This is a genomic window from Leptospira fainei serovar Hurstbridge str. BUT 6, from assembly GCF_000306235.2.
Lineage (GTDB): Bacteria > Spirochaetota > Leptospiria > Leptospirales > Leptospiraceae > Leptospira_B > Leptospira_B fainei.
Genome location: NZ_AKWZ02000004.1, coordinates 183,696 through 204,871, shown reverse-complemented (window position 1 = coordinate 204,871; position 21,176 = coordinate 183,696). Strand labels below are relative to the sequence as shown.

Below are 21,176 nucleotides of genomic sequence, written 5' to 3'. Positions count from 1 at the left end.
ATGTAAGTATGGTAACATATTGAGTCGAGTGATACTAATAGGTCGTGAGGCTTGACCATATTACGAAAGTATTGAGGAAGACTTACTTCTTGCTCAATGGTAAAACGCCAACAGTCATCCAAGATGATGATTCAGTGAATAGATTCGCAGTTATAGTGTTTGTAAGAGTAATCTTACTGGAAGCCAGGATACGATATCCTGGCTTTTTTATTTTATCGATCACTTTCTATTTGTTTCGAGAAAAAGAAAGAGGCCGCCAGATGCTCCTAGCTCCGGCGGGTTTGCTATCGCTACGTCTTGTGTCGATGCTGATGATTGGGGACTTAGCCTAGTCACATAAAACCGGACACCGTTTTCGTTCGAATCGAGGTGTAAAGAAAGCGATGAGTCAAAAAGGGAAATACTCTCTCCGGAGTTTAAAGAACAAGCGATAAAACGAATATTAACCGGCTCTCTCACAATAAAAGAAGTAACAGAATCGTTAGGAATCAGCTATTTCGTTTTACGACAATGGAAGGCTGAATATATGAAGAAGTCAGAAGGACAAAACCATCCTACAGATAAACAAATCAAAGAGAGTGAGGAATTAAGGAAGAGAATGCGATTTTAAAAAAGTATTCAGCCATGCTTTCGAAGGAACAAAATCTCGATTAGAGTTTATGGAAGCGTATCGGTCCGAGTAAGGGTATGACAAGAGTATTAGGAGTCTCGAGAATCAGGCTTCTATGAATTCATGAAACGAAGCAAGAATGCGTTAGAAAAGCATGATCCAGAGTTTGTAAAATTCATCTATGAGGTCTGGCTAAGGCATGATAAGAACTATGGTTTTATAAGGCTTTTTAAAGAGGTGAAGAAGGTTTATTCTTCTTACGGAGTGCGGTCGGTTTGTAAAGTAATAAAACTTTGCGATATAAGGGGAAAACAAGAGAAAAGCTTTAGGCCATCTACTACGGATTCGAAGCACTCTGGTCGAATAGCTCCTGATTTAGTAGGCAGAAGATTTAAACGTTTAAGAAAGAATGAAGTATCGGTTTCTGACGTCACTTACCTTCGGTCCTCTTTCGGTTGGATCTATCTTTGAGTGATTTTGGATTTATACTCTCGGAAGGTTGTAGGCTGGTCAATAGGGACAAAAAATGATTCTCAATTAATCTGCAAGGCCCTTTGCAGCGGATATACAATTCGAAATCCTCCCAAAGGATTAACCTTTCATTCAGACCGAGGATCTAACGACTGTTCGAAGGAAACTCGACAACTTCCAATAGAAAGTAAAATCAGAAGGAGTAACAGTAGAAAGGATAATTGTTGGGAACGCCCTGTATATCTTTTCAGAGATTTTAGTTACGAACCGAACATAGTATAGACGAACAGAATATTTTCGTTCAATAAAGCGCCTTGCTTTTATTTATAGATCGATCAGAACTTGATCGCAAAGGTGCATAGATGGACGCGATACAAAAAGACCCAAAGTTAGAATTAGAACGAACCTCCCTTTGGAAGGAATTAAGAAAAGCGCTTACGGGAACGGAGGCGGATTATACGCAAATTTCGCTCGGTAAGGCAGTCTTTTTGCTTTCTGTCCCGATGGTTTTAGAATTGGTCATGGAGTCTGCATTCGCAGTCGTTGATATTTATTTTGTGGGAGCTTTAGGTCCTTCTGCAGTCGCAGCGGTTGGGTTAACGGAAACGTATTTATTTCTTCTTTATTCTCTCGCGATTGGAATGTCCACTGCAGTGACTGCGATCATTGCAAGAAGGATCGGAGAAGGTGATAAGGAGCAAGCCGGCATTGCTGCAGTTCAATCCGTTTTTCTTTCCATTCTTGTTTCTTTACCTTTCGCTATTTTCGGAGTTTGGTTTGCGAAAGATCTTCTTATACTCATGGGTGGAGATCCTTGGGTCGTAGAGCATGGATCTCGTTACACACAATGGATCTTCGGCGGAAATATCGTAATCATGCTTTTGTTTGGACTGAATGCGGTTTTTAGAGGCGCAGGTGACGCGGCAATTGCGATGAGAGTTTTATGGATTGCTAATGGTCTCAATATGATCCTGGATCCGATTTTTATTTTCGGCTTTGGGCCAATCCCAGCTATGGGTATTGAAGGTTCCGCTATCGCTACAAATATCGGAAGAGGAGTCGGAGTTCTTTTTCAAATCTATCTGCTTCTAAAAGGTGGAAATCATATTAGAGTGCTTCGTTCACAAATCAGTATTCACTGGGAAATTATTTCTGATATCGTTCATACTTCCATCGGTGGAATTGGGCAAACTATTATAGGAATGACTTCTTGGATCTTTCTTGTGAGAATTATTTCTGACTCTGGAAGTGAGGCTGTAGCTGGAGCAACGATCGCTCTTCGGATCATGATGTTTACTCTTATGCCTTCTTGGGGAATGTCGAATGCAGTAGCGACTTTAGTTGGTCAAAATTTAGGAGCTCAGAGACCTGATCGCGCAGAGCAATCCGTTTGGATTGTTGGAGTATGGAATATGATTTTTCTCGTCGGAGTTTCCATCTGCTATTTTATTTTCAGAGAATCTCTTGTGTCGATCTTTACTGATGACACCAAAGTGATCGCTATCGGTTCTGAGTGGTTGGGGATAGTATCCTATTCTTATTTTGTGTATGCTTGGTGGATGGTCAGCGTTCAAGCCTTTAACGGAGCAGGGGATACTACCACTCCTACGTTAATCAATCTGGTCTTCTTTTGGGTGTTTCAAATTCCATTTGCTTATGTTTTGGCGAAGGTTCTTTCTTACGGATACTCTGGAGTATTTTGGGCAAGTATGATCACGGAAACTTCTGTGGGATTGTTCACTCTTTGGTTATTCCGGAAAGGTGGGTGGAAAACTTCGAAGGTTTGATCCATCCTTGAATAGATTCGCAGTTATAGTGTTTGTACGAGAGACCTTACTGGAAGCCAGGATGGATATATTCTGGCTTTTTTATTTTATCGAACACCATCGGAACCTCTAATTGTGCACATCATCCCTACATGTGTAGGGAGTAGGCTGGAGCAGAAAGATAAACGCTTTCGTTGACCGGTTCATCCCCACGTGTGTGGGGAATAGTAAGATACGCACTTCAAGAACTTGGGATTTCGCGGTTCATCCCCACGTGTGTGGGGAATAGCCTCAATCATATTTAATTATGATTTCCATTTCCGGTTCATCCCCACGTGTGTGGGGAATAGGAAGAGGGTCGAAAGGGATTGAAGTCACAGCGCGGTTCATCCCCACGTGTGTGGGGAATAGTCAACTCTATCTCTACTCATCCTATCACCCCCGGTTCATCCCCACGTGTGTGGGGAATAGGCGAGAAGACGCTTCTGAAAAGCGTAGCTACTCGGTTCATCCCCACGTGTGTGGGGAATAGTCAGCATTCGATCACGAAGGAGGAAGAAGATGCGGTTCATCCCCACGTGTGTGGGGAATAGTTGAACGGTTGCGGGATTGGTAGGGGATGACACGGTTCATCCCCACGTGTGTGGGGAATAGGTTTGATATCAATTTTAAGTTAGGAAATTTAGCTGGTTCATCCCCACGTGTGTGGGGAATAGGCTTTTCTGATCCGTATCCAAAATCGATAAGACGGTTCATCCCCACGTGTGTGGGGAATAGAAAGTCCGTATATCTGAACGGATATTATCCGAAAGGTTCATCCCCACGTGTGTGGGGAATAGACGAGTTTACAGAAGATCATTATGAATTGGACCGGTTCATCCCCACGTGTGTGGGGAATAGGAATCGATCGGGTTATTGGAAGTCAAGGTCGACGGTTCATCCCCACGTGTGTGGGGAATAGTTAAAATCTCTCGACTTATCGAGAAGGTGGATCGGTTCATCCCCACGTGTGTGGGGAATAGCTGGCAGTCAATGGAATCGATTCCACCCGCCTCGGTTCATCCCCACGTGTGTGGGGAATAGAATGGTCGATTCGCTTAAAAAACATTTCACCACGGTTCATCCCCACGTGTGTGGGGAATAGGCACCATATCCAAACGGGGTGTTCGGAAGTTCCGGTTCATCCCCACGTGTGTGGGGAATAGCATGACTTCGTAAAAAGTGGTTCGTCCCTTTTCGGTTCATCCCCACGTGTGTGGGGAATAGGCTAAGAATTTGTATAGCAAATTGATGTATTATGTCTATTAATTATCTGGGTTATGGTCCAATTCAGAGCGAAGCGAATCCGCCCTTTCTTTAAAGAATTCTTCGAGGCTTAAGAACGGAGATGGAGCGGGTGATCCGTCACCGTTACTATCAGTTTCCGTAGCCGCTTCGGCTTCCCGGTGATTCGCCTTTGGATCCGGTTTCGCGATTAACAATAGGCCTTCAAATTCTACAATTTCTCTTGAAGGATCCCCGTTGGAACGGATTACATATCCTTGTTCCGTATTACTGGAATACAACATTAAGGCATCGGATTTCCATTCTTCGCAGACTTTTTTCCAGATTTGGTCGCGAACTCTTGCTCCTACGGTTGCGACAAAGACACCGGGTTTTAATTCAATGGCTAATCGCGACATCTCTCCCCTCTGTGAAATCTTCACCCTCTCCAGGATCAATACCACCATAGATCAACTCCTTAGCATCCGGAATAATTCGTTTCAATAATTTACTTTGCTTGAATATATCTCTGCATGCAAATCGAACTCTTCTTTCGACATTCGTTGTATCATCTGCGACGATCTTAAAAGATAGGGGAATAGTTAACTCCGCCTTGTATAGATCAGCTATATCATATATGAAAGAAAGTTGTTTGCCCGTATGAACAAAGCCTATAGCAGGAGAAAAGCCTGCTTGTAAAATAGCTGCGTGGACCACTCCATATAAACAAGCATTTGCCGAAGATAGTGCCCGATTTACCGGATCACTGTAGTCCCAGCTATTCTGGTCGTATGATCTGCTTTTCCAAGGAACACCCGTTTTTTCTGACCATTCTTTGTAAATTTTACGGACCCTTGCTCCTTCCATTCCGCGGATTTGTTCTATGGAGGAGTTAATTGGGATTGTTTCTGCAAATCGGAATTGATACATCCTGCGAATCACCTTGTCTCTTTCCGTTTTATCGCCGTACGCTTCAACTTGGCGAAGAAGGTTCCTTGCGGAATATGTTCCTGTATATCCGGACGAATAAAAGCGGACTCCTCCCTCTCCAGTCCATGCAAGGAGACAGCGACTTTCTGAGATCCTTTTGATCGCTTCATGCGTAATCGTAGTTCCTGGACCAAGTAGAAGAAGACATAACGTTTCTATCGGGATCGGAACTACTTTGTCTAAATAATGATATCCGACAGACTTTTGGAACTGGTCTATTCTGCCTTTTTCAAAATATAGGTAGGACCAGTTGTCTTCGAATTTCGGAAGTTCCTGGAGATTCCGATTTGCCATGACGTTATACGCATCGGAACCGAACGGAACATATATTAGCAAAAAATATATCGGAGTTGTTTTTCTCCCGATCCGCAAATACTTGTTTCGAAAGAGTCTTATCCCAAATAGGTATATGATGTAAATTTTATGTATTTATAAAATAAGATTCTTAAATTCTGGCTAATAGTAGCATTCCGCAGCCGAAAGCTTTGCCGGAACCGATTCCTTTTGTATAAGCGGTTTTGAATTTTTCGGGATTTGTTATGCGGAGAACGCCGGAGAATGTAACGGTGTGGATTTTGGAGATTTTATGCCTTTCAGTTGCTTTTGTTTTGAAAGCATTACTATTCCCGCTCGACTCAATTATAACATTCAATATTTCGAAGCCATTTTCGGATCCTCGTTTGGCAATCCATTGCAACTGCTCCTGTTCTCTATATACGCCCACCTTTTTCGATTTCAATTTCTCTCTTTGCTCATGGCTGACGGTCTTAATCAGTTCTTCCAGTTTTGCCTTTCCTTCCGAATACAAGTTTTGATTCGAATGATCGCATATTTCCGGATAATTTTTCAATTCTTCTCTAAATAAACTACGGTAGTCTTTTTTCTTTTTAGTCGGGTTCGCAGTAATGGAAAATCGCAAACTGATCCCGGTCCGGATAAAGGAAGGAGAAATTTCTTTGATACTACGGTTATCTGGAATTTCTTCTAATACGGAGAAATTGCCAAAAGCTTTCTTCCAATTAGGAGCTTGGGTCGAAAAAACTAAGATTCTTGGCGAAATCGAACTTCCCGGTATTTGATTCGTATCGAATTGATAAAGGAAGGGAGCCGATTCAGAATCACCCTTTTGGAAATCATCCGAAAACGCCATCCATAACCTCTGATGAATGTGATAAGGATTTTTTAGCCAGTTTTGTGTTATTCGGTTTCGGAGATCGAGTTTAAGTTGGGATAGATACATCGGGGACTCCTACGTAAAATTTATATATTTCTCTTTGTGCGAAAACTCTTAATGTCGGATTTACTACTGTATCTCGAATGAGAGACTTTTTATAATCGCTTTCTAAGTTTTCCTCCGTGACACATGCTAACGGTTGTTTATCGTTTTCACTTTTTGCCCAAGATTGCTTCTTTGGGATTATTCCAAGCATTCTTGACTTCGCTTGCGGAATTGTTTCCAATTTTGCAAAGACTAATTTTGAATTTTCTCCCTCTATCTCCTCATTCCAATATATGGGGAGTGTTGGGGAGCAAGCTTTTCTTCCTAGGAATATAGACCAAGCTGGATTTGATAAAGAAGATTTAACTTTTTCAAAGACGCTGGGATCTGAGAAAGAAAGTAGGGCAGTAAATGAACCATCCATTAGATAATTCCGATAGGACTGTACTGCATTTGGATTCAGCTTTCCATCTGCCCTCAACGTATCTAAAATTGTATGGTAATCTCTTTGAATCATACACTTACTGTCTTCTCTAACGGATAAGGAAAGAGACTCTCCGATAGTAACAATGTCCTTTGTTTGCTGCTCATTGGTCCAATCCAACCCAAGACAAGCGGAAAGGATTCCTAATATAGAACTCTTCGTTGGAAAGGCAGCGGTTCCTCTAACATCCCAGTAATCACCTTCTCCAAACGACATGAGATAGCTTTCGAGCCGAAGTGCGAGATACTTCATATCAAGCTCCTGTATGTTTCTCTAACCATTGGATCAGATCATCCAATTTTACGAAGGAATGATTCGAGAATTCGTCTCCCAAACCTTCCTCTTCAGTAAATACGAAATGCGCCTGGTCTTTCATTGGTAAGGAGAAGGCTTCTCGGTTTCGCTTTGCATATTTTGCTAAGGCGTCGATGGACTTGTCATTTAAAGAAAGTTTACTATCGGGAGCGATCGGCTTTACAAAGGCATTTGCAAGATTGACTGGGACTTTCCTATCTTTGATTTCGATTCCAATGAAATGAGGTGGATTGTGAGCAGCAGTTGAATTTTGCTTTCCAGACGGATTCGAAAGTACCGCGGCTCTTACTAATGAAGAAATAGCTGATTTAGCTAGTATTTTATCGCTTCCAATGGAACCAAGAAATGAATCAAAATCCACAGAAATGTATTTGTAAAAACAGGCACTTGTTAATTCGATTTCGCTTAAATGTCCAGATCCTTGTTGATGAGGTTCGTATTTTTTTTGGAGGTCATCAACGGCGGTAAAATAATCAAATTCAACGTTGTGTTTATTGACAGAGATTGCATGTGCAACTTGGCAAGAAGCATTCACTTCCTCGAACTTTTCAAGCGTCGTCATTCTGCCAAATAGGGCAACATCGACAGGTTTAATTTTGTTCTCTGTAATTATTTCATGCACTTTTAGCGATAAATCTTTCGTTGATAACTTTTCAAGATCTTGATTTTTAAGTAGATTTGCAATGATTAGTTTAACTTCCTTTTCCCCGAAGAAAATTAGTTGCGAGGTTTTTTTAAAAGCTTTCTCTTTCTCATTTGGTTTCTTCTTTCCCTCGGAGTCATCAGAGGAAGATCCTATCCCCTGAATTTTCTTTGCAATTTCTCCTGCTTTTTCTGGAGTATATTTTCTCTTTAGCCCCTCTTCAATTTCTTCAGGCAAATATTTTGTTCTATTGGATAAATACTCTTTTAATTCGCTTTCGAAAAAATCTGACTTTCGAATGCTTCTTTTCAGGCATTGACTAGAGATTCTTGCCCTAGGCACTCCTCCAAAAGTGCAATCTTTTACGGAGCCGGTATCGTCTCTATTTAAATTGGAGGGAACGTGGTTTTGTAGAATGTGAATTTCTATTAACATTTGCATTTTCCTTATTGTGTAAAAATCTATTCATTTTCTTCGATATCATCGAAGGAGGGATCATCCTCTTGGGGAGGAGTTGTTTGATCGTTATTGAAAGAAGAATAGTATCCTTTCGCCCATTCCCTTTGTACCCATTTATTATCAGAATTCCAAGAATAAAGGTCTCTCAACAGAATGGAGAAATCAATGAGACCGGCTTTAGATTTAATTAACCGAGTTGCTTGTCTCAGACGGTAAGCAAGTTGATTTAGATCAGTAGTAGCTAAAAGTCCACGGAATCTGATGTCTTTATCATTTTTTAAATCGGGGTTATATGCTTTTTGAAAAGCTTCTCCGAAGTTAAATTTCGAATTCGTATAAGGTTGGTCTCCCGGGGCATGGTAAGCTGCATAAAGACACGCCACGAGCGACCGTTCGGGAGAATTCAAAAAACCAAGTTTTCCAAGAATAGGAAGTAATCTCTCTGTTTCGAGAGGGTTTTTATTACACCTTCTGAGAACAGCGAGATCACCATTAGAAAGTTCAGAGATTCTCTTAATAATGGCGTGGTTGCGATCCATAGTTGCAGTATTCATTTTGCTTTCCTCTTATGTTTAAGTAATACATTCTGAATTTGTTTTTCCAAAAACTGATTTCCTGCTTGGTATTGTTTGAGATTTTTGGGATTTAGTATTAATTTTTCTGTATGTTTGTAAAATGTTTTCCAAACATGATTTGCCAGAAGCTCGTTCCAGGAGTTTTGAATTAGATTGATATCGTCTTCGATAGAAAGTCGCTCCAAGGCTTCTTCAAAATTAGATCCGATTTCGTGCCAATATGCAGCTTCGAATGAAGGAGGACGTATGTTTGAGCCTGGTCTAATTTTATATGCGATCTTTAATGCCGATTGTAATTTCCATTGAAATTGTTCTACGCTATTGACGAATCCTTCGATTGCTTTGATTGAATCTTCGTTATCAATAAATGTCGGGTTGAAAAAATATTCGTTTTCACTGATTTCGAATATTTTAGCCTTATTATCCGTTGCTAAGGAGAATATCATGATATTTCCTTTAGGACGTTTTCTGATTGGCTGGATTGTAGATAGTTGCTGAATTACTAACGGAGGAAAGAAGATTCTTTTATTTCCATTCCTTCCTTTTGTGTTAATTAAAGACGGATATTCTTTCCAGGCAGGAAGGTCTCTATTTTGGGTAGTCATTTTTTTTATTCCTTTGCTACCAGCATCTATTTTGATGATTGTTGGATCATGCCAGAAGGAGTCCTTCTTAGTGAATATGCTCTGCGGATTAAATATCACATTTTTAATTAATATATTACTCTTTCTGCCAGATAGAGAGCAGGAGAATTCTTCGCTTCGCTCAGGCATAAGCAATAGGTCTCTTGATTTCCAAAGGAGTCCCATTTGTAAGTTGATTTTTTCAGAAGAAATTTCTCCTTTTTTAAAGATCGGAAATGCAGAAGTATTTTTTCCTAGATACTTTTGATCAAATAATGAATTAACAAAATTTCCATTCAACACGTTTAAAAAGATAGAGTTGTATAGATTCGTTCCTTTTAATAAAATCATTAACGGAGGAACTCCATTAATGCCGGGTTTGTAGCCTGCTCCACCTGCCATCATCGTTGAATGACTAAATAATAGTAAACTAACTGCAGAGGCACATGAAATAGCTGTTAGGTTTACACTTTGCTCGGCAAATTTATGATTCCAGTGAATTTGGTTTGTAGCATAGGGGAAAAAACTAATTAGCCTATCTACTCCATCTATACCTTCCTCAGATTTCGCCAAGTTCGCTTCTTGCATAAAGGGATCTTTCTTGCTAAATAAATCCAGTTTATCGGAATACTTTGCATTCAATTCTTTGATGAAGCCTTCCTCAAACTTGCCCTTAGAGAGTTTTTCTTCCCATTCTTTAAGGGTTTCAGGGGCGCCCACTATATGAACTAATGCGACTAGAAATCGTATAACAGCCGTTTCTAAACCTGGTAAAGGAAAATCGAAACGTTCTAATGTATGAGCGTTTTTGAGAAATTCGTTTAGATTGAGAAATTGTTTTTCTTTTTTCAGACTAATGACAGGCAGCCAAGGCTCTGTCAAAAGATTGAAACTAAAATCGGTTTGTTCCCGCTCCTTTGCTTTTTCTCTTGATTGCGTTTTTTTCTTAGCTACTGCTTTTTTCTGAGGCATGATTTAATTCACCTGATGTGTTTGGATTCTTAATCCGAATTCGGTATCGTATTGAATATGATACTCATTTTTACCGAAGGAATGCGATATAGTTCTGTCCTGGTCCAAAAGAATAAAATATTTCCCTTTCAGAGGACCTATTTTGTTCAATTTATTTTGCCATTTCGTTAGAGTTGACCCGTTGGCTAAGAATGTTGGCGATTTAAGGATATTTCTTACAAATGATCTTGGGCTACTGACAGAAATTGTATTTTCTGCCAAAAATTTTTGGAGTTGAAGGGAGAGTTTTTCGGGAATTTTTTCTGTAAGTTGCAAAGTATCATCGAGCAAGTATTTATTTTCATTTGAGTGAACCGGAATCAGTTGCAATGTACTGTCGCCGTCTCTCGTTTTCGCAACAAAATAAGCATTATCTTCTTCTGAAAGAAGGGTATCTTGAAGGATGTCTTCGATATTTGTCTTTACCGAGGGAATTCTGCCTTTGCTACCTTTGGTATCAAGTTCCTCCTGGCTTTTTTCAAGCTTATCATATAGATTATTCCAATCTTTAACTTGTATTGATAGATCTATCTCACCCAATTTGAACGATTCCTTTTTTGGGATCTTCGTTGAGTATACCTCTTCTACGAAATTTCTATACATTTGCGGAAGTCTGATTTTAGGTGTTTCTGAAAGGGCGGCTAATGTTTTTGCAATAGTAAACTCATAATACATACTGGAAAACGATTTGAATTCTTCTAAAGAAGCGGGAATTAAGATTAAAACGCTCGGTTCAGAAAAACGACTGGCACGATTAATTCGATTATGTCTGTGAATTCTTCCTAATCTTTGCAAGAGCAAATCGATCGGGGCGATGTCCGTTACTAAGTAGTCGAAATCGATATCTAAGCTTTGTTCCGCTACTTGCGTGGCAATTAGAATTCCTCTTTTAGGTCTTGATCGTTTTTCATTGGAATTTTCAGGACCAAATAGTGATTCAATTTCTTGTTCAATGCTCTTTCTGTCCTTAAATTTGAATCTGGAATGGAAAAGTTTTAAGTAGAATGTATCACTTGTTTGAGTTTTATAATCCTTTAAATAGGAATATACTTGCTGGGCTTTTTGTATCGTATTGCAAATCCACAGAACATTACCCTCATTTTGGATCGATTCTAATATTTTATTGGCAATTTCAGAAATATTTCCTTTCTCGTGGGTTGCAAATTGAATCGAAATGATCTCTTCTTTTCTGGTTTGGATATTTGAATGCTCTAAGAGATTTTCGGAATCTTTTTCGATATAACTTATTAACGGGTATTTGTCTCTTTGGAAGATTAATTTCTTGGTAGAATAGGCACATAAAAGTCTCTCTTTCATGGAGGAAGGAAGAGTTGCGGATAAAAGGATTACGTTAGCTCGTAGAGAGGCGCACCATTCTAGTAACCTTTCTATAATGGGAAGCATAAAAGAATCGTATGCATGAACTTCGTCTATGATCAGGGTTTTGCCGGAAAGACCGAACAGTTTTACAAAACCATGTTTTACGTTTAGTGCGGCTAACATTGCCTGGTCGATCGTGCCAACTCCGTAAGGAGCTAATAAGGTTCTTTTTTTTGAAAAGAACCATTCGGACAGTTCCGATTCTGCTGTATTCTCGATGTTATTTTTTGAACTGCCGTATTTCCCGTCCTCTTTTACTTCTCGATTTAACCAAGCTGTTCCATGAGCAAGGATCGCCTTTTGATTCACTTTTAAGTTATGAATTAGAAATCGATTTACCCGATTGGAAATTTGGTTTGCCGAACCTTGGGTAGGTAATCCAAAAAAGAATCCTTTATTATAACCTTTTGAATGTGCAAATAAGGCGGATTCCGTTTTGCCTTCTCCGGTCGGAGCCTCTATGATGAGTAGGTAAGGTTTGCCGGTAAAATTTATACTTTCAATTGTTTTCTGAAGAGGTCTTGGCGTTTTAATTTCGGGAAATAATTCCTGAAATCGCATGAAGGGTTTTTGTATTTTCGAAATTAAATCAAATTCGGATAAGGCTTCTTTTGCCTTTTCTTTAGCATTATGAAAATATACTTTCGGATCTAAACTAATGTTGCAATAGGTGAAATGAGAACTATCGGAACCGACCCAATCGCATACTGAGACAAAACCTGCAAAGAAACGTAGATCCGAAGCGGAGATTTTTTCGATCGTCTTTATTTCCGCCTTATAATCCGTAATAGCATCAAGTACATATTTGATAATTTCACTTCGAAAGTAATGAATTCTATTTTGTGAAATTTCGAGACCCTGATTCGGATTAAATTTTGGTTCGTTATAGGAATCTTTGGAATAATTTTCATAATTAAGTATTAAGCTTCCATGATGCCAACAAGAGGATTTCCATAAGTTTTGAAATGTTTCGTTAAATAAAATACCTTCTTTATTAGGATATTCTGTCTCCATTCTATTTAGGATCCATTCTCCCCCAAATGCTCCGTGATCAAAATGCTTGTTAAAAGCTCCGGAATATTGGATATTAGCCTCTTTGGCGATCTCTGGGATTTTATTTTGAAAGCCTAAACTTGCCTTTCCGATGTCGTGAAGAGCGGTTGCAAGTCCAAATGTTTGTAGAGAATACTCGTTCCATCCAAATAGATCGGTGAATATTCTACGAAGTTGCTTATCCGCTTCTAACCAGATCCAGGCCACGGCCGCTACATCCAGCATATGGTAAACCAAAGGATGCCAGGTCAACTTGCCGAATTCGTCCTTATTTGCCTTTCCCCAGAGATGTAGATATGGCCGTGTTTCACTCATATTTGCATCATACCCCCATCCCCGGACAAATCATTCGATCAGCTCCCGTAATTCTTCCCTGCTGATAAGCGATTCTTTCCCACTCTTACTCTTGCCGGAATCTAAAAGAGAGGCAAATAATTGGCGCTTCTTTTCCTGCAATTCAAGTACCCGTTCCTCTAGGCTGTTTTCCGAATAGAGCTTGTAGACAAATACGGGTTGCGTTTGCCCGAAGCGGTGGGCTCGATCGCTGGCCTGATTTTCCACGGCAGGGTTCCACCAGGGATCTAGATGGAAAACGGTATCTGCCTTGGTGAGTGTAAGAGAAACTCCACCCGCTTGTAGGCTGATTAGGAAAAACCGCTTCTCTCCATTTTGGAATCGTTTCACATAAGCGGCCCGCTTGGTCTGCGAAGTCTTTCCGTCTAGATAAAAATAACCGATCTTCCATTTGTCTAAGGCCGATCTGACGATAGACAAAGTGTCTGTGAACTGGCTGAATACGAGTGCGGATGACGTTTCGGGAAGTTCTTCTCGAATCATAGTAAGAAAGCGGTGAATTTTTCCCGATTGGAACGGATCGACTTTTTCCATTCCGATATCCGGATGACTGGCCAATCTTCTTAGCTTCATAAGCTGAGGAAGAAGTTCGAAAATATAATTCGGTCCGGCTTGGTTCAGGATTTCGATCGCTTCTTTTCGGGCTTTCTCGTATAGTCTTTCTTGGCGTTTTTCCATCGGAGCCGGTATGCGAATTTCCGTCTTGGGGGGAAGGTCATGCAAGACCTCCGATTTTCTTCTTCGGAGTAGAAATTTTCCGGTACGCCTTTGCAGTTCTTCTATATCTTTCGGGACCTCGGGAGAAAAATTCCTTTGGAAAGAGCGTAGATTTCCCAAGAGTCCGGGAAAGGCAAGATCGAACAAAGCCCAAAATTCGTCTAAATGGTTTTCCATCGGAGTTCCCGTTAAGCAAAATAAGGAATCCGTTTTGATTTTGCGCACTGCTTTGGCGGAATCTGTGGAGGTATTTTTTACGTTTTGGGCTTCGTCTAAGATCGTAGCGTTGTACTTATATTTTTGAAAGATCTCAATGTCTCTATTCAAGGTTTGATAGGTAGTGAGAACGATTCCGGAACCGGGAAGTTTATACTTTTTCCGAGCGAGTCCGTGCCATACTTGCAAGCGGATTTCCGATAAGAATTTCCTACATTCTTCTTCCCAAACCGCGATAGCGGCTAATGGTACTATTATGAGAATTTTAGCCTTAGGGGTGCTTTCGAAAACTCTGGAAAAGAAGGCGAGGCATTGGATTGTCTTGCCCAGACCCATTTCGTCCGCTAATATCCCGCCGATTTTTAAGGAGTAAAGTTGTAATAGAAATTGAGCTCCTTTCTTTTGATAGTCCCTTAAGTTTCCTCGAAAACCCGGTCCAGACGAGAATTTCGCGAAAATTTGATCGGTCGCCCCTGGAGATTCCGAAAGGGTCTTTTTGATTTTTTGCAGAGTCTTGATCTCTCTCAGATCGGAAAAGGACTCTAAGGCTATCGCTTGGCCCTTATTGAATCGGTTTGCGTTCCCATTCTTATCCAGTTGTATACCGGCACTATCTAGTCCTTTGTCTAAGGATTCGAGTCCTAAATTTTTCAAATCGATCCAGCCTGCTTTTTGCAAGCGTATGAATTTAGAGCCGGCTTTCCAAGCGGCATAAACTGCCGCGCTTTCGAACGAATTTAATCCTTTGACTCGCACTTCGCCGTCGAACCAATCGATTCCGGAGGATTGCTTGATTTGAAAATCGGCCTTTCGATGGATCCGAAGTCCTTCTAAGTCCGGATGGAGGCGAAGAATTACGTTTTTCTTAAGGATCTCCGGAAGAATTTCCGTAAAGAAGCCGGATACTTTTTTATGTGAGATTTTAAATTCCCCGGTTATACGGGAGTATTTAAGAGGGAGATCGAGCAATAAAAGAGCCTTTTCTTTCTTCACTACGCGTTTTACTACGATTCCACTCGGATGATCGGAATAAGCCGTTCTCGCATAAGCATACGCCCAAGCTCGACCGATACTAAATTCATATAAATTTGCTTCCTTTGTAAGAGAGTTATTGCTCCTTTTCTTTGGAAGCGGAGACAAATCCCTTTTGTATTTTGCATAAACAATTCCGATTCTACCTTGTATGCCTAATTCTTGCGACTCGTTAGAAAACGGCTCTAAGAATAGACATAGCGCCGGTCCAGCTCTGTGGACTTCCGGAATCAACTCTACACCTTTTACACCGGTCGACTTCAATAGATTCTTATATTTTACTAAACGAGACCCTGGAATGTCTTTTGTTCCTACTTTTTGGAATAGTCTTGCCTGTTCGAGATTCGGACCGTCATAGTAAATAGGGGTTTGATCATCGGAATTCTCCCCGAGAGGAATGATTTGCGGGATCCGGTCAGTATTAGGAGAAGGATTTTGCCAAACAAATTTTTGCGAATAACTGTTTTCACTCGGAATTTCTTTCGAGTCTCTTTCTATAAGAATTTTATAAAGTCCGTTCTCATCTCGATCGAGTTTGAGTCGTATAGGAATTTCCCCTGCAAAGTATGCCGACCTACCGTCATTTGTGTAAATGCGAAGAGGCGGTTCGCAAGCCCCCCAGATACGAGCGTCTTTGAGGTTGGAAATTCGATATCTTCCTCCATAAGAATAATATAAGATTCTTTCTATCGTCGATCTTTGCCCGTCCGGGAACAAATTGCGAAATTTGTACGGATTCGAATGACTCTTTAAAAGTTGTAAAATCGGGTAGGCGCGACCATTTTCGGTTATTCCGCCGAATTCGCAAAAATATCCATCCGGCATTAGGAAAGCGGCAAGTTGCAATTGTTGAGTCATTCTGATTTTCCCATTTTTACCGTAGGATACCCTTCGTTCCGCCTTTGGACTATTATAATTGGGATATATCATGCTAAATACAGTATATTCTCTGTAGGCTCGAAGCGGGATTTTACATGCAGCCTGAAATATTCAAACATTAGCAAAGAATGGAGTAGTAACATTCGATTTTAAATAAAATTGAAAAGAAAAAAATCCTTCAAGTAGAATTTAGATAATTTAAGTTCCGAGAATATTATGAATTTTACCCTTATAATGAAGGAATGCCTATAAAGTTCCATTGGCCTAACTGCGAATTTAGAGCCATTTAGAATGCTAAAAATCCTTCGCGGCTCCCTACAGCGGGGAACAAATGCCCACTTTCGCTGGAAATAGTGGCGTTAATGTCAAGCGGCGCAATTGATCGAATTCGACTCCGCATCCGAGCGAAACTGAAAATATTTTAGAAAAAGATGATAGATATGCGCCTATTTCAGGAAGGGAACCATTTTCTGGTAGAGTAGCATCGAATAGCGATTTGCGTCCTCTTTTTGCAAGTGTATCCCATCAGCCGTTTTGTACGTTTCGCAATCAGGCATATCTATATATGAGTAAGTGCTTCTCGAAAATACGGAGTAAAATTTTTCTCTAATATCTTTCGCTTTCGGCATTTGGCAAAGCGACTTATCTACGGGCATTTCGAAAAAAACAACTTTGACGCCTTTCTCTTCTAGTTTATCGACGATGATTTTGAGATTCGTAAATTGCTCGTTTGTAAAAGCAATATTCGGAATTTTAGCGTAGTCCTTCGATTGGAGTCGTAATAATTCCTCGAATTTATCATCGGTCTTCTCTGTTAATCGTGCGTTATCGCCCAATGGCTGAAAACTACCGATGTTTCGGTTCGAAAAAATGTTGAAGAACTTGTCACTGATCTTCGTTATTTCGGTTATCAGTTTGCTCGAACCGATTTTTAGTCTGATGTATAAGGCAATAATACCTAAAGGCTGCTTATCCTCACGAAGGGAAATGAAAACTCTTTTCAAGGCGCTTGGGATAGGTGCCGTGACGGACTCCACAAACTTTTTGTCCTGGGTGCGCGTAATTACATTCATTTCTACGAGGATCATCTTGGGGGCGATGTCTTTTTTTTGCAATATCCCCAAACCTTCATAGATGCTCATTCCGGAAAAAGCCAAATTAGTGACATTAGGTAAAAGGTCCATATTCAGATAAGTAGATAATGACGAGCCTACGATTATGGTTTCGTGCTCTTTTGGCGAATATAGAAAATTTTCAGCTTTTATAATGTTATCTTGCTGGGGATACTGGGCGACCGACCAATTAGGTCTACAGAGGTGTACAAAAGTATCATACGATAGGAAGAGGAAAAGCGAAAATAGGAATGATTGGTATATGATTTTATTCTTCATTAAAATTGAAAATAAATAAAAGAGCCGGGAAAACCGCGGTTTACGATGATTAAAAAAACCATCGTACCGAAGGCGATAAATTGAAAATTCTCGAACATTTGATTTCCAGCCCTTCGCATCAGATAATGCATATGATATAGAATCACCGGAGACGAATAGACAACTATGCTTATTATTAAGTCATAACTATTCGGTAAAGACCAATTACGCGATAATGCTTGGAAAAGCCTTGTCGCATCGTTGATATCCGGCAATTGGAAAAAAATCCAAGCAAACGTTACAAAGAAGAAGACTATAAGACCATAAGATATCTTGTATATTCTGCAATTTTGACGGATGGAATCCAGATTGAATGCCCTTTCTATTGTTAAAGCCGCACCGTGGACTAAACCCCAAAGAGCATAGCTCCAGGCGGCTCCATGCCATAACCCTCCGATAAACATGGTCAGCATAAGATTCAGGTAAGTTCTCCAGCGTCCCTTTCGATTACCGCCCAGCGGAATGTATAAGTATTCCATTAAGAACGATGACAGTGAAATATGCCAACGCTTCCAGAATTCTTTAAACGACGTGGAGATATAAGGAAATAGAAAGTTCACCTTTAAGTCGTAGCCAAAAAGCTTGGAAATGCCGATCGCGATAGATGAGTATCCTGCAAAATCCGCGAATATTTGAAACGAGTATCCGAACAACAAGCTTAGTAAAGTAAACGACGATTTCGTATCGAAATAAGGGAATTGAATCCAGAATGTAAATTGTCTTAAATTGTCGGCAACTACGGTTTTCAAGAAATATCCTATAATAATAGCTCTGAAGCTTTCCTCCCATTTAATCGAGGTGAATTTTTTCCTATCAATCTGATAAAGGAAATCATGAGCTTTTACGATCGGGCCAGCGACTAACTGCGGGAAAAAAGAGATGAAGAATATTACGTTACTGAAATGATTTTTGAAAGTCTTTTCTACGACTTCCTGTCGAGGAAAGTATTTTTGAGAATAGACATCAATTAATAAGCTTATTCCCTGGAACGTGAAGAATGAGATTCCGACAGGGAGGGGGATTGAGATTAAAAACTTACCGAGCGAAGTATCGTCTATAAAAAAGGTTTTCGCCAATAAGCCGCTATACTTGAAGAAAATTAATAAGCCTAGATTCGTTAGTACGCCTAAAATCGCTATCTTCTTTCTAATCGATTCTTTGCCATAGGTGATCAAGTAGCTGGTCCCGGCATTTATCGCCGAAGAGGAAAATAATAAGAACACTAGTATGGGGAAGCCGAATGAGTAAAAAATTAAGCTGGAAATTATTATTATTTGGATTTGATATTCGGAGCTAAACGGAGCATAATAAAAAATGAATACGATAACGAGAAAGATTAAGAATTCAATTGAATTAAATAGCATAAAATTTAAAGACAACTATCGGAATTTTTAGTAAACGCTCTGTTCGCGCAGTTGCAATTAGTTCAAAGGAATAAATGAAAAGCTTCTATTATGAAATTTTTTATCTGCACTATGTCAACACACTTTTTAGAGATAGTAGAAGAGTTGTTTTTCTTTAAATGTTTTTTACGCCTTCTTAAATATGACAAATCTTGGCATCTATTCCGGTTATACTGGAATAGTTAATAGTTAGGAATCATGGGCGATTTAAATTCGAAGTTTAAGAATTTCGAAAAAATCGCACAATCCGGATTAGCAAGGAAAAATATATGGCTCTCAAAACATACAAGGGAAGTTGTCACTGCGGAGCAGTGAAATACGAAGCGGATATCGATCTAAGTCAGGGGACCGGCCGATGCAATTGCTCTTTTTGTAGAAAAACTCGAAATTGGTCGACTATCATAAAACCTTCCGCCTTTCGTTTGTTAAGCGGCGAGGAGAATCTCGGATCGTATCGATTTAATACGAACAGCACAACCCATCGATTTTGCAAGAACTGCGGAGTGAGAACATTCTCGAAAGGACACATAGAAGAAATCGGCGGCGATTTTGTGAGCATTTATTTAAGTACGTTAGATTCTGCCGAACCTTCCGAATTGATCGAAGCTCCGCTTTGGTATGCGGACGGTCTAAATAATAATTGGCGAAACCAGCCGACGGAGTTCCGTCATCTTTAATTTGCCGGGCGGAAATCCCTTATCCGACTGAAATGGGATTTCTGCCGTAAAGCGGATTGCAGCTTGATAAAAAGGGAAAAACACGCATGTTATCGATTTTCGCAATGGTCTTCAGAAAGGAAAGACCGTCGGAAATTCTTTAGCGGATCAAAGATCGATTTTTGGATTGACCCGATAATAAAAGCGGCCAAGAATGTAGGGCCTTTTTCCGAGAGAAGCGCCAGCTCGGTTATGTGGCGGTCGTATGCCGACATTTTTGGATCAGTTTAAAAAAACTTTACGTAGCGAGGTGACGTCCTCTCTTTTTCAGGGAGCCTTCGGCGTGGCGGTATTTTGGCTAATCTTGAGATACTTGATCGTAACGGTCGAGACCCCGCATCCAGCATTCGTAATTTTTAATTTCGTTTATACGATTTCAGTGGCCCTTTTTTGCAATTTTAAAATGGTTACAGGGCGTTGGTCCGCGGTTCTTTGGGCCAATCGAGCCTTGAATCTATCTCTGCCCCTTCCGGTATTTTACGGTTATTTTACATACCTGGCTCCCGATTATTTTGCCGCCATGATCGTCTTCGTGATAGCAATCGAATTGCCGGTTTTAGGTCTCGCAAAGAGTCGGTATTTGACTTTATGGTACGCAGTGTATTTTTTCTCCTTTTTGCTTCCTTTGTTTTTCTGGAAGAGGGCCTACTTCGATTCCCATATATCGGCCATTGCGATATTCATGGCTTCGTATGCGTTCATCCATTTTTGGCTCGTTAGGGCTTCCGATAGCGTTAAAAAAATGGGAGAGCAATTAACGAGACATTTGGTTCAAACAAAAAAAAATAAGAGAATTCTAAAACGCCTTCACACAATGCAAGCGGTTGATTTAACTTTGGCCCGCCGTCTTCAAAGGGACACTCTTCCTGATTTAAGAAAATTCGAATCTTCTCCTCTTCGCCTTTCGGCAAGATACCTATCGTTGGAAACGGTCGGGGGTGATTTTTACGATATTGTAGAATTGGAAAACGATAAGATCGGCCTATTTATAGCCGACGTCTCCGGGCATGGAGTTGCTGCTGCCTTGGTGACTATGATGACTAAAGCGGCCTTTCGCAATCATTATAGGGATCAGGAAGATCCTGCGTTCCTTCTGAAGATCGTGAACGAGTCCTTATACGGAATGCTGGAGAATCAAGGAATGTATGTAACCGCCTTTTACTGCATTCTGAATGCAGAAGGAACTCTTACTTATTCCAGCGCTGGACATCCAGCTTCATTGCTCGTGAGGAAAAGCGAGAACCGAATTTATGAATTGATTACGGAAAACACTTTTTTCCTCGGCGTGGAGCCGGACTGGAAATATTGCTCCAGCTCGATTCGTTTGCAATTCGAAGATCGATTGTTTTTATACACCGACGGACTTGTGGAGGCTAAGAATCGCTTGGGTCAATTTTACGGAGAGGGACGGTTATTCGAACTTTTATTAAAGAAAACGAATCTTTTTCCGAATGAATTCTTGGAAACTCTATTATCCGATCTCCAAGAATTTCAAAACGGCCGACATGCGGAAGACGATATCGCGTTACTTTGTATGGACTATTTACGAAGATACGATAGTAAGTGA

General features: G+C 40.3%; 14 protein-coding genes, 1 pseudogene and 1 CRISPR repeat array. Of the genes and pseudogenes, 4 read left to right on the top strand and 11 right to left on the bottom strand.

Annotated elements, in window-relative coordinates:
* Positions 1–383: 383 nt before the first annotated feature.
* Positions 384–1,321, top strand: a pseudogene (locus LEP1GSC058_RS20470) (IS3 family transposase); the annotation flags it as partial.
* A 122-nt stretch (positions 1,322–1,443) separates the two neighbouring features.
* Positions 1,444–2,868: an MATE family efflux transporter gene (locus tag LEP1GSC058_RS07065; protein ID WP_016548799.1), complete on the top strand. Its 1,425-nt coding sequence runs from the start codon at positions 1,444–1,446 to the stop codon at positions 2,866–2,868.
* 178 nt (positions 2,869–3,046) lie between these two features.
* A CRISPR array of direct repeats spans positions 3,047–4,113; the repeat unit is 29 nt; unit sequence CGGTTCATCCCCACGTGTGTGGGGAATAG.
* Between the two features lie 38 nt (positions 4,114–4,151).
* Here the strand turns inward: LEP1GSC058_RS07065 and cas2e are convergent.
* The 11 genes from cas2e to LEP1GSC058_RS07010 all read right to left on the bottom strand — a co-directional run bounded on the left by cas2e (position 4,152) and on the right by LEP1GSC058_RS07010 (position 18,854).
* On the bottom strand, positions 4,152–4,529 hold the full coding sequence (cas2e, locus tag LEP1GSC058_RS07060; RefSeq protein WP_039948136.1) for a type I-E CRISPR-associated endoribonuclease Cas2e: 378 nt from the start codon (positions 4,527–4,529) through the stop codon (positions 4,152–4,154).
* Positions 4,510–5,394: a type I-E CRISPR-associated endonuclease Cas1e gene (cas1e, locus tag LEP1GSC058_RS07055; RefSeq protein ID WP_039948152.1), complete on the bottom strand. Its 885-nt coding sequence runs from the start codon at positions 5,392–5,394 to the stop codon at positions 4,510–4,512. Before cas1e ends, cas2e begins: the two co-directional genes overlap by 20 nt.
* Positions 5,395–5,545: 151 nt before the next feature.
* Positions 5,546–6,340: a type I-E CRISPR-associated protein Cas6/Cse3/CasE gene (gene cas6e, locus LEP1GSC058_RS07050; protein ID WP_016548835.1), complete on the bottom strand. Its 795-nt coding sequence runs from the start codon at positions 6,338–6,340 to the stop codon at positions 5,546–5,548.
* Positions 6,321–7,055: a type I-E CRISPR-associated protein Cas5/CasD gene (gene cas5e / locus LEP1GSC058_RS07045; protein ID WP_016548750.1), complete on the bottom strand. Its 735-nt coding sequence runs from the start codon at positions 7,053–7,055 to the stop codon at positions 6,321–6,323. The genes cas6e and cas5e overlap by 20 nt, the downstream gene beginning before the upstream one ends.
* A gap of 1 nt (position 7,056) precedes the next feature.
* Positions 7,057–8,196 carry a type I-E CRISPR-associated protein Cas7/Cse4/CasC gene (gene cas7e, locus LEP1GSC058_RS07040; protein WP_016548769.1) on the bottom strand — a complete coding sequence of 380 codons (1,140 nt, stop codon included), beginning with the start codon at positions 8,194–8,196 and terminating at the stop codon, positions 7,057–7,059.
* A 26-nt stretch (positions 8,197–8,222) separates the two neighbouring features.
* Positions 8,223–8,774 (bottom strand): type I-E CRISPR-associated protein Cse2/CasB, encoded by a 552-nt coding sequence (gene casB / locus LEP1GSC058_RS07035; protein ID WP_039948135.1) that lies wholly within the window; start codon positions 8,772–8,774, stop codon positions 8,223–8,225.
* A complete protein-coding gene (gene casA / locus LEP1GSC058_RS07030) occupies positions 8,771–10,390 on the bottom strand; it encodes a type I-E CRISPR-associated protein Cse1/CasA (RefSeq protein ID WP_016548880.1) in 1,620 nt (539 codons plus the stop codon). Before casA ends, casB begins: the two co-directional genes overlap by 4 nt.
* A 3-nt stretch (positions 10,391–10,393) precedes the next feature.
* Positions 10,394–13,177 carry a CRISPR-associated helicase/endonuclease Cas3 gene (locus LEP1GSC058_RS07025; protein WP_016548795.1) on the bottom strand — a complete coding sequence of 928 codons (2,784 nt, stop codon included), beginning with the start codon at positions 13,175–13,177 and terminating at the stop codon, positions 10,394–10,396.
* Between the two features lie 30 nt (positions 13,178–13,207).
* Positions 13,208–16,039: a DEAD/DEAH box helicase gene (locus tag LEP1GSC058_RS07020; protein ID WP_016548811.1), complete on the bottom strand. Its 2,832-nt coding sequence runs from the start codon at positions 16,037–16,039 to the stop codon at positions 13,208–13,210.
* A gap of 467 nt (positions 16,040–16,506) precedes the next feature.
* Positions 16,507–17,451 (bottom strand): hypothetical protein, encoded by a 945-nt coding sequence (locus LEP1GSC058_RS07015; protein WP_016548889.1) that lies wholly within the window; start codon positions 17,449–17,451, stop codon positions 16,507–16,509.
* A complete protein-coding gene (locus tag LEP1GSC058_RS07010) occupies positions 17,451–18,854 on the bottom strand; it encodes an MBOAT family O-acyltransferase (protein WP_016548792.1) in 1,404 nt (467 codons plus the stop codon). The genes LEP1GSC058_RS07015 and LEP1GSC058_RS07010 overlap by 1 nt, the downstream gene beginning before the upstream one ends.
* Before the next feature lie 308 nt (positions 18,855–19,162).
* On the opposite strand from LEP1GSC058_RS07010, the gene LEP1GSC058_RS07005 reads away from it, so the two are divergent.
* Together LEP1GSC058_RS07005 and LEP1GSC058_RS07000 are read left to right on the top strand one after the other, a co-directional pair.
* A complete protein-coding gene (locus tag LEP1GSC058_RS07005) occupies positions 19,163–19,570 on the top strand; it encodes a GFA family protein (protein ID WP_039948134.1) in 408 nt (135 codons plus the stop codon).
* Between the two features lie 244 nt (positions 19,571–19,814).
* Positions 19,815–21,176, top strand: a complete 1,362-nt coding sequence (locus LEP1GSC058_RS07000) for a PP2C family protein-serine/threonine phosphatase (protein WP_016548908.1) — start codon at positions 19,815–19,817, stop codon at positions 21,174–21,176.